Genomic DNA, 9,287 nt, shown 5'->3' on the forward strand with positions numbered 1-9,287 from the left:
AGCGTGCGCTCCCCTGGCGCGCCCGCAGAAGTGGCCGGTGGGCCATCATGTGCAAACATCCGGCCATGCCACCCCACCGCGTTGTCCTGCTCGTGCTGCCGGACGTGGTCGCGTTCGACCTCGGCGTCCCCGGCCAGATCCTCGGCGGCGCCCGCGACGCGGCCGACCGGCGGCTCTACCGGGTCGACGTGTGCACCCCCGGCGGGGCGCCGGTGGTCGCCGCCTCCGGGGTCTCCGTCCCCGCCGACCGGGGCCTTGACCTGCTCGGCGAGGCGGACACCGTCGTGGTGCCCGGCGTGCACGACCGCGCGCTGATCGACCGGGGCGAGCTGCCCGACGGGGTCGGTCAGGCGCTGCGGGCGGCGTCGGCGCGGGGAGCGCGCGTGATGTCCATCTGCACCGGCGCGTTCGCGCTCGCCGCGGCCGGGTTGCTCGACGGCAGGCGCGCCACCACGCACTGGCTGCACGCCGAGGAGTTCCGCCTGCTGTTCCCCCGTGTCGAGCTGGACCCCGGCGTGCTGTTCGTGGACGACGGCGACGTGCTCACCTCGGCGGGCGTGGCGGCGGGCATCGACCTGTGCCTGCACGTGGTGCGCGCCGACCACGGCAGCGAGGTCGCGAACCGGGCGGCCAGGCGCAGCGTGGTGCCGTCGTGGCGGCCGGGCGGCCAGGCCCAGTTCATCGACCGCCCGCTGCCGGTCACCGGGGACGCGTCGACCGCGCCCGTGCGCGCGTGGGCGCTGGAGCACCTCGACGAGCCGCTGGACCTGCGCGCGCTGGCCGGGCGGGCGCGGATGAGCGTGCGCACGTTCACCCGGCGCTTCCGGGAGGAGACCGGCGCGAGCCCCGGCGAGTGGCTGCTGCGGCAGCGGGTGGACCGGGCGCGCAGGCTGCTGGAGACCACGGACCTGCCGGTGGACCAGGTCGCCAGGCACGCCGGGTTCGGCACCGGCGCCGCGCTGCGCCAGCGGTTCGCCGCCGCGCTCGGGGTGTCCCCGAGCGGTTACCGGACCACGTTCCGCTCTGCCGGGTGATGCCCGATTCGGTTTGCTTTCACCCGAACGGCCCATTGCTTGCGGCGCGATTGCGAGCAGAATCGCGTAGCAACGGGCAACAACGGAGGTAAACGGGCATGTACGCGGCGGAGCGGCACGCCCTGCTGGCGCAGCGGGCGCGGCGGGACGGCAGGGTCGACGTCAGCGACATGGCCGAGGAGCTCGGCGTCGCCCCCGAGACCATCCGGCGCGACCTGGGCGTCCTGGAGCGCCAGGGCCTGGTCCGCCGGGTCTACGGCGGCGCGGTCGCCGTCGACCGGCTCGACGTCGAACCGGGCGTCGCCCAGCGCGACCGCACCAACGCCGCCGAGAAGGACCGCATCGCCCGCGCCGCGCTGGACCACCTGCCCGAGCGCGGCTCGGTCCTGCTGGACGCGGGCACCACCACCGCCCGCCTCGCCGCGCTCCTGCCGACCGACCGGGAGCTGACCGTCATCACCAACTCGGTGCCCATCGCCACCGCCGTCGCCGCCCGCCCCAACGCGACCCTGCACCTGCTCGGCGGCCGGGTCAGGGGGGCCACCCTCGCCGCCGTCGAGTCTTGGGCGCTGGACGCGCTCGAAGGGCTGCTCGTGGACGTGGTGTTCCTCGGAGCCAACGGGTTCTCCGCCCAGCGCGGCTGCACCACCCCCGACCTCGCGGAGGCCGCCGTGAAGACCGCGATGGTCTCCGCCGCGCGCAGGCGCGTGCTGCTGGCCGACCACGGCAAGCACGGGACCGACCAGCTCAGCCGGTTCGCCAAGCTCTCCGACCTGGATGTCCTGATCAGCGACAGCGGCCTCGACCGGGCGGCGGCGCGCGAGTTGGAGGCCGAGGGCCCCTCGGTGGTGCTGGCGTGATCGTCACCGTCACCCCCAACCCCAGCCTGGACCGCACCGCCGCAATCGGCGCGCTCACCAGGGGCGAGGTGCTGCGCGCCTCGTCCGTGCGCCTGGAGCCCGGAGGCAAGGGCGTCAACGTGGCCCGCGCGCTCACCGCCGCGGGCGCGGACGCCGTGGCCCTGCTGCCGGTGGGCGGCGCGTCCGGGCGGCTCCTGCTCGACCTGCTCGGCGAGGTCCCCGCCGTCCCCGTTCCCGTGGCCGGGCACACCCGCGCCAACACCGCGCTGGTCGAGGCGGACGGCACCACCACCAAGATCAACGAACCCGGTCCCGAGCTGTCGCCCGCCGAGGTCGACGCGCTCGTCGGGCAGTCCGCGCGGCTGTGCGCGGACGCCGACTGGCTGGTGTGCTGCGGCAGCCTGCCGCCCGGCGCGCCCGCCGACCTGTACGCCCGCCTCGCCGCCGGTTCCGGCCGGGCGCGCGTCGCCGTCGACAGCTCCGGCGCGCCGCTCGCCCACGCGGGCCCCGTCGACCTGCTCGCCCCCAACCACGCCGAGCTGGCCGAGCTGGCGGGCGCGGAGCTGCCCACGCTCGGCGCGGTCCTCGGCGTCTCGCGCGCGCTGCTCGCCGCCGGCGTCGGCGCGGTGCTGGTCACCCTCGGCGCGCACGGCGCGCTGCTGGTCGACCCCCGAGGCGCGCACCACGCGATCGCCCCGCCCACCACCGTCCGCAGCACGGTCGGCGCCGGGGACGCGGCGCTCGCCGGGTTCCTGCGCGCCGGCGGCGGCGGACCGGACGCGCTGCGCGCCGCGGTCGCCTACGGCACGGCGGCGGTGGCCGCCGAGGGAAGCCGGATGCCCGGCCCCACCGAGGTGCACCCGGACGCGGTGCGCCTCGTCGACGTCGACGAGAACCTCACCCTCAGCGGAGGCGCACCATGACCGAACTCATCACAGCCGAACTGGTCGAACTCGACCTCGCGCCGACCTCGCGCGAGGCGGTCGTGCGCGCCCTCGCGGAGCGGCTCGTGGCGGCGGGCCGCGTCACCGACCTGGACCAGTTCCTCGCCGACGTCGCCGCCCGCGAGGCGCAGATGCCCACGGGCCTGGAAGGCGGCATCGGCATCCCGCACTGCCGCTCGGCCGCCGTCACCGCGCCCACGCTCGCGTTCGGCCGCAGCGCGGCGGGCGTCGACTTCGGCGCCCCGGACGGCCCCGCGCACCTGGTGTTCCTGATCGCCGCGCCCGAGGGCGGCGGCACCGACCACATGAAGGTGCTCGCCGCGCTCGCCCGCAGGCTGGTGCGCGCCGAGTTCACCACCACCCTGCGCGAGGCCACCGACGCCGAGCAGCTGGCGGCCTACGTCCGGACCGAGGTCGCGCCGTGAGGTTCGTCGCGATCACCGCGTGCCCCACGGGCATCGCGCACACCTACATGGCCGCCGAGTCCCTGGAGCAGGCGGCGAAGGCGTCCGGCGACGAGATCACCGTCGAGACGCAGGGCTCCGCCGGGTCCGACCCGCTGCCCGAGGAGGTCATCGCCTCGGCCGACGCGGTCATCCTGGCCGCCGACGTCGCGGTGTCCGGCCGGGAGCGGTTCGCCGGGCTGCCGGTGGTGGAGGCGAGCGTCAAGCAGGCCATCAGCGGCGCCGCCGGGCTGCTGGAGCAGGCAAGGGCCGCAGCCGCCGAGGGCGAGCGGGAACCCGCCGCCGACCCGGCCGAACCCGCGCTGACCAGCAAGGCCAAGCCCGGCGACGGGTTCGGCACCCGGCTGCGCCAGTGGCTGATGACCGGCGTCAGCTACCTCATCCCGTTCGTCGCGGCGGGCGGTCTGCTCATCGCGCTCGGCTTCGCCCTCGGCGGCTACGACGTCACCGACGCGCCGCCCGTCACCGAGCACTTCGACCCGGCCAGCGCCGCCAGCTGGGGCGCGCTCAGCCAGCAGACCGGCGCGCTCGCGTTCGGGTTCCTGGTGCCGGTGCTCGCGGGCTTCATCGCGTTCGCCATGGCCGACCGGCCCGCCATCGCGCCCGGCTTCGTCGGCGGCGCGGTCGCCTCGGCGACCGGCGCGGGCTTCCTCGGCGGCCTCGTCGCGGGTCTCCTCGCGGGCGCCGTCGTGCTGGGGCTCAAGCGGATCAAGGTGCCGAAGTGGATGGCCGGGGTCATGCCGGTCGTGGTCTACCCGCTGCTCGGGTCGGCCGCCGTCGGCATCCTCATGTACCTGGTGGTGGGCAAGCCGGTCGCGGCGGCGACGACCGGGTTGACCGACTGGCTCGGCGGGCTCACCGGCACCAGCGCCGTCCTGCTCGGCGCCCTGCTCGGCCTGATGATGGCGTTCGACATGGGTGGCCCGGTCAACAAGGCCGCCTACACCTTCGCCATCGGCGGCCTCACCACCGGCGCCCAGGCGTCGCTGGAGATCATGGCCGCCGTGATGGCCGCGGGCATGGTGCCGCCGCTCGCGCTCGCGCTGGCCACGGCCGTGCGCGGCGCCCTGTTCACCCCGGTCGAGCGGGAGAACGGGCGCGCCGCGTGGCTGCTCGGCGCGTCGTTCATCACCGAGGGCGCGATCCCGTTCGCCGCCGCCGACCCGCTGCGGGTCATCCCGCCGCTGATGCTCGGCTCCGCCGTCACCGGCGCGATGTCCATGGGCCTCGGCGCGACGCTGCGCGCGCCGCACGGCGGCCTGTTCGTGATCGGCTTCATCGGCGGGCCGCTGCAGTTCCTGCTGTCCCTGGTGGTCGGCACGCTCGTGTCCGCCGCCGCCGTGGTGCTGCTCAAGCAGTTCACGGGCGCAGCAAGAACGGCCTGAGCAGGTCAGGGACGGCCTCGTCGGCGACGGCGAGGCCGTCCGCCTCGCCGACGTCCACCACGGCGTAGTGCCCGTCGCCCGCCGCCGTCGTGGCCACCACGGTCACCAGGCCCGCGCGGCGCTGGAAGAACGTCCGGCGCACCCGCCAACCGATGATCCCGGTGCGCTGCAGCGCCACCGTCTCCCGCAGCAGCGAACCCGACCGCACCACCAGGTAGCGGTCGGTCAGCGCGTGCCCGAGCGAGCGGTAGCGGTCCCAGCCCACCAGCGCGGCCAGCGGCACCAGCGGCAGCGCCGCCTGCCACGCCCACGACGGGGCCCACACCACCAGCGCGGCCACCAGCACCAGCGCCGGTCCCACCGCGCGCACCACCCGCCTGCGCAGCGCCGCGGCCGGGTGCCCGCGCAGCGGCGCGGTCGTCGGCGGGACCTCGACCCGCAGCACCTCGCTCGTCACCCGGTGCGCCTCGGCGCGCGGGGCGGGCGGCAGCAGCAGGCTGCTCTCGCCCTTGCGGCCCAACCCCGTGGTCACCGCGACCGCCTTCGCGCCGCGACCGGCCCGCAGCAGCAGCGCCTCCTGCACCTCCACGCCGCGCAGCCGCTGCTCCGCCAGCGACACCGAGCGCGTCGTCAGCAGCCCCCGCCGCACCCGGACCGTGCCGTCCGGCTCGCGGGTCAGCCGGTAGCCCCAGAACTGGAGCACGTACAGCAGCAGCGCGCCCAGCGTCGACAGCACCGCCACCACCAGCACCGACACCGCGATCGTCTGCGCGAGCGGCTGCCCGACCACCCAGTGCGCGGCGTCCACCGCCGGGTCCAGCACCTCGATGTCCAGCTCGCGGGCGAAGTTCACCACCACGCCGAACAGCGCGCCGATGCCGACCAGGCCGGACAGGGTCAGCGGGGCGTAGCGCAGCCAGCGGGTGTCCAGCTCGGCCAGCGTCGTGCCCGGCTCCACCGGGCGCGGGCCCCCGTCGGGCGACCGCCCGGTCCGCGGGGCGTGGTCGAGCAGCAGCACGCGCAACCGCTCGCCCTCCGCCGACGTGACCGCGTCCAGCGTCAGGCCGTCCTCACCGGGCTGGTCGCGGCTGCCCGTGCCCAGCCTGACGGCGGACAGGCCGAACAGGCGGTGGCCCAGCTTCGCGGTCAGGTCGACGCTGCGGATGCGGTCGCGCGGCACCGCCAGGCGCTTGCGCACGAACAGGCCGGTGCGCAGCTCGACCTGCTCCGGGGTGATCCGGTAGCGGGTGGTGATCCAGTTCAGCACGCCCAGCGCGATGATCAGGACCACCACGGCGATGCTGATGCCGACCCGCCAGCCGTCGCCGTTGCCCAGGACCAGCAGGCCGATCAGCACCGGGACCAGGCCGAGGATCTCGTTGAGCGGGCGGACCACGACCATGCGCGCGTCCAGCCGGTGCCAGTCGACGACCAGCTCGTCGTTCAGCTCGGGGGCGGTGGGGTAGGCGGGGAGCGGGTGGTCGGGCTGGACCGCCGGGGCTTGAGGCATCGGCGTCCGGGGCGCTTCGGCTTGCGGCGCACAGGTCTCCGGCACGGGGATGGGGGTCGCCTGCCCGCGCTCGTCCGGCGTCGTCACGTCGCGTCACCCGGCGTGGCCTGCGTCGTCGAGGTCAGCTCCTCGGCCAGCCGGACCGCCTCGGCGTGGTCCAGACCGGCGATCTCCACCGGCCCCGCCGCCGACGCCGTGGTCACCGTCACCGTCGACAGGCGCAGCAGCTGCTGGAGCGGCCCGCGCTTGGTGTCCACGGTCTGGATGCGCGAGACCGGCGCGATCCGCCACTCCTGGGTCAACCAGCCGGACAGCGTGTACACCGCCTCCGGCGTGGCCTCCCAGCGGTGCACGCGGTACCGCCACCGGGGCATCACCAGCGTGTGCGCCACGCCCACGACGACCGTGGCCACCAGGCCAGCGGTCTGCCACGTCGACGCGTCCGACACCAGGAAGTAGGGGACCAGCTGGATCGCCAGCAGCACCAGCCACCCGATCGCCGCGTCCAGGGTCCAGAGGGTGATCGCCCTGCGGCTGACCCGGTTCCGGGGCGCGCGCAGGCGCAACACGTCGGTGCTCACTCACTCACTGTGCCCGAAGGACCGGGGTCGCGTCACACGACCCCGGCCGGTGAGCGGGTGCTCAGGGCTCGATGGAGTAGGGCGGGGTGAAGGTGTCCTCGATCGCGGAGGCGTTGACCGCGGGGCTCGCGCTCGCCGCGACGGCCGCGACCACGCCGAAGGACGCGCAGAGAGCGGCGACCGCGAGGATCCTGCGGAGAGAGTTAACAACCATCGTCAAGCTCCGTTCGCTCGGTGGCACCGCGGCCCGCGGCAGCGGTTCGCGGCCCTGGGACGCAGGGGAGGCAAACGTCCTCGCGGAGCATGGCACACATGGCGGCGCGCGCTCACCCCCGAGTTCCGCCCGATCACGCTCCGAGTTCGCGCTTGAGGACCTTGCCGGTGGCGTTGCGGGGCAGTTCCGGGCGGAAGACGACGGCGCGCGGCACGGCGAACCGGGCGAGCTCCGCCCGCACCCGCGCCAGCACCGCCTCCTCGGTCGGGCCGTCGTCGTCCTTGACCACGTGGGCCACCAGCCGCTGCCCGAACCGCTCGTCCGGCACGCCCACCACGGCCACCTCGCGCACGCCGGGCATAGCGGAGATCACGTCCTCGACCGCCGAGGGGTGGACGTTCTCGCCGCCGGAGACGACCATCTCGTCGTCCCGGCCGACGACGAACAGCAGCCCGTCGACGACCCGGCCGAGGTCCCCGGTGGGCAGGAGCCCACGCACCCGGTCGCGGCTCTCGGCGTGGGTGTAGCCGTCGAACAGCATGGCGTTGCCCGCGAAGATCCGACCGGTCTCGCCGGGGGGAACGGGGTCGCCGCGCTCGTCGAGGATCTCCAGGACGGTGCCGGGCGGTGGTCTTCCGGCGGTGGTCGGGTGCGCGGCCAGCTCGTCGGGGCGGGCGACGGTGACCCAGGAGACCTCGGTGGAGCCGTAGAGGTTGTGCAGCGCGGGACCGGTGCGGCGCAGGCAGTCCCGGACCACGCGCGGCGGCAGCGCGGAACCGCTGGACGCGATCACCCTGGGGGAGGGGAGGGGGCCGTTCACCTCCAGGAGGCGCTGGAGCTGGACGGGGACGGTGAACAGGGCGTCGCACCCGCGCAGGTCCTGGGCCAGGGCCTCCGGGGTCGGGTGGCGGCGCAGGACGAGCGTGCCGCCGAGCACGAGGGCGAGCTGGAACGCGGCGAAGCCCCAGGTGTGGAACAGCGGGGCGGGGATCGCGCAGACGTCGCCGTGCCGCAGGGGGATGCGCGAGAACAGCGCCGCGGCGGGCGCGAGACTCGGCGGCTCGGGGCGACGGGCGCCCTTCGCGGGGCCCGAGGTGCCGGAGGTGAGCACGACGACGTGACTGCGGCTCGTGCGGGCGGGGAGGGGCGTGGTGGTGGCGCGCAGGTCGTCGAGGGTGGTGCGGGGGTGGTCGCGGGTTCCGCCGGGCAGGCCGCCTGGCGCCGCGCCACCCGCCTCCGCGGGCCCGTTCCCGTGGCCGGCCCGCGCACTTCCACCCGCGTGCCCGGCCCGCGCGATTCCGCCCACCTGTTCGGCCTGCGCAGTCCTGCCCACGCTCCCGGCCCGCGCGTTCCCGTCCACGTGCCCGGTTCCCGCGTTTCCCGCGTTCCTGCCCGCGTCCCAGGGCCCCGCGTCCCCAGCCCTCGCGTCCCCGGGCCCCGCGTTCCCAGCCCTCGCGTCCTCAGCCTTGGTGTTCCCCGTTCCCGCGTCGCCCGCGTCGTCCGCGCTCCCGCCGTCCTCCGGCCAGGCCGTGACGCGGATGATCCCGCTGGGCGCGTCGCGCAGCGCTCCGTCGAACTCGGCGTCGGCCACCAGCGCCACCGGTTCCTGCTCCCGCAGCACCGCCACGAGCCGCGCCGGGCTCAGCCCGCTGTTGAGCAGGACCACGTCGGCCCCGAGCTTCGCGCACGCCGTGACGGTCTCCACGAACCCCCGGTGGTTGCGGCACAGCACGGCGACCCGCTGGTCACCGCGCACGCCGAGCGCGGCGAGCCCCGCCGCGAGCCGGGTCGTGCGCAGGTCGACCTCGGCGTAGGTCAGCGCGCCGAGGTCGTCCACCAGCGCGGTCCGGTCGGGGTGCCTCGCCACGCCGGTGGCGTAGCCGAAGGGCAGGGTGACGCGCCAGCGCAGGTACGCGCCGAGCACGCCGAGCAGCCGGTCCGGCCGCATCGGGCGCACCACGCCCGCGCGGACCAGGGTCGCCAGCGCCCGTGCTGCCGAGTAGGTGCCCATCGCTCGATGGTGGCACTACCTACCCGTGAGTAGGAAGAGGGTCAGGCTTCCGGGGCGTCGGAGGCGTTCACGACGGCGTCCCGCAGCGCGGCGCGCAGCCTGCCCACCTCCAGGGGGGTGAGCACGGCGGCCTCGCCGGGCGGCACGGTGACCACGACGTGCCCCTGGCTGACGAAGACGGTCATGTCACGGCGACGGGAAGCGATGTCGCGGCAGGCGATCTGCCACTCCTTACCTGTGCTCACAGGTTCCTACCTCCATATTCCTCGACGCGGGCGCTGCGG

General features: G+C 75.6%; 10 protein-coding genes. 5 read left to right on the top strand and 5 right to left on the bottom strand.

Going from position 1 to position 9,287, the window contains the following annotated elements; translation table 11 throughout:
* The first annotated feature begins 65 nt into the window (after window positions 1–65).
* The 5 genes from ACTUAL_RS16435 to ACTUAL_RS16455 all read left to right on the top strand — a co-directional run bounded on the left by ACTUAL_RS16435 (window position 66) and on the right by ACTUAL_RS16455 (window position 4,687).
* Window positions 66–1,034 carry a GlxA family transcriptional regulator gene (locus tag ACTUAL_RS16435; RefSeq protein ID WP_440900883.1) on the top strand — a complete coding sequence of 323 codons (969 nt, stop codon included), beginning with the start codon at window positions 66–68 and terminating at the stop codon, window positions 1,032–1,034.
* Window positions 1,035–1,132: 98 nt separating this feature from the next.
* On the top strand, window positions 1,133–1,894 hold the full coding sequence (locus tag ACTUAL_RS16440; protein ID WP_440900884.1) for a DeoR/GlpR family DNA-binding transcription regulator: 762 nt from the start codon (window positions 1,133–1,135) through the stop codon (window positions 1,892–1,894).
* Entirely contained in the window at window positions 1,891–2,817 is a 927-nt protein-coding gene (locus ACTUAL_RS16445; RefSeq protein WP_440900885.1) for a 1-phosphofructokinase family hexose kinase, read from the top strand. The genes ACTUAL_RS16440 and ACTUAL_RS16445 overlap by 4 nt, the downstream gene beginning before the upstream one ends.
* A complete protein-coding gene (locus ACTUAL_RS16450; protein WP_440900886.1) occupies window positions 2,814–3,263 on the top strand; it encodes a PTS sugar transporter subunit IIA in 450 nt (149 codons plus the stop codon). Before ACTUAL_RS16445 ends, ACTUAL_RS16450 begins: the two co-directional genes overlap by 4 nt.
* Window positions 3,260–4,687: a PTS fructose transporter subunit IIC gene (locus ACTUAL_RS16455; RefSeq protein WP_440900887.1), complete on the top strand. Its 1,428-nt coding sequence runs from the start codon at window positions 3,260–3,262 to the stop codon at window positions 4,685–4,687. The genes ACTUAL_RS16450 and ACTUAL_RS16455 overlap by 4 nt, the downstream gene beginning before the upstream one ends.
* On the opposite strand, the gene ACTUAL_RS16460 is transcribed toward ACTUAL_RS16455, so the two are convergent.
* The 5 genes from ACTUAL_RS16460 to ACTUAL_RS16480 form a co-directional block, all read right to left on the bottom strand.
* Window positions 4,662–6,197 (bottom strand): PH domain-containing protein, encoded by a 1,536-nt coding sequence (locus ACTUAL_RS16460; RefSeq protein ID WP_440900889.1) that lies wholly within the window; start codon window positions 6,195–6,197, stop codon window positions 4,662–4,664. The two genes, ACTUAL_RS16455 and ACTUAL_RS16460, sit on opposite strands and share 26 nt — an antisense overlap.
* An 83-nt stretch (window positions 6,198–6,280) precedes the next feature.
* Entirely contained in the window at window positions 6,281–6,778 is a 498-nt protein-coding gene (locus tag ACTUAL_RS16465) for a PH domain-containing protein (protein WP_232519706.1), read from the bottom strand.
* A 61-nt stretch (window positions 6,779–6,839) separates the two neighbouring features.
* Window positions 6,840–6,992 (bottom strand): hypothetical protein, encoded by a 153-nt coding sequence (locus tag ACTUAL_RS16470; protein ID WP_012783683.1) that lies wholly within the window; start codon window positions 6,990–6,992, stop codon window positions 6,840–6,842.
* Between the two features lie 133 nt (window positions 6,993–7,125).
* Window positions 7,126–9,003 (bottom strand): AMP-binding protein, encoded by a 1,878-nt coding sequence (locus ACTUAL_RS16475; RefSeq protein ID WP_440900888.1) that lies wholly within the window; start codon window positions 9,001–9,003, stop codon window positions 7,126–7,128.
* Between the two features lie 41 nt (window positions 9,004–9,044).
* On the bottom strand, window positions 9,045–9,248 hold the full coding sequence (locus ACTUAL_RS16480; protein ID WP_096491768.1) for a hypothetical protein: 204 nt from the start codon (window positions 9,246–9,248) through the stop codon (window positions 9,045–9,047).
* Between the last annotated feature and the right edge of the window lie 39 nt (window positions 9,249–9,287).

It is taken from the genome of Actinosynnema sp. (assembly GCF_052038725.1).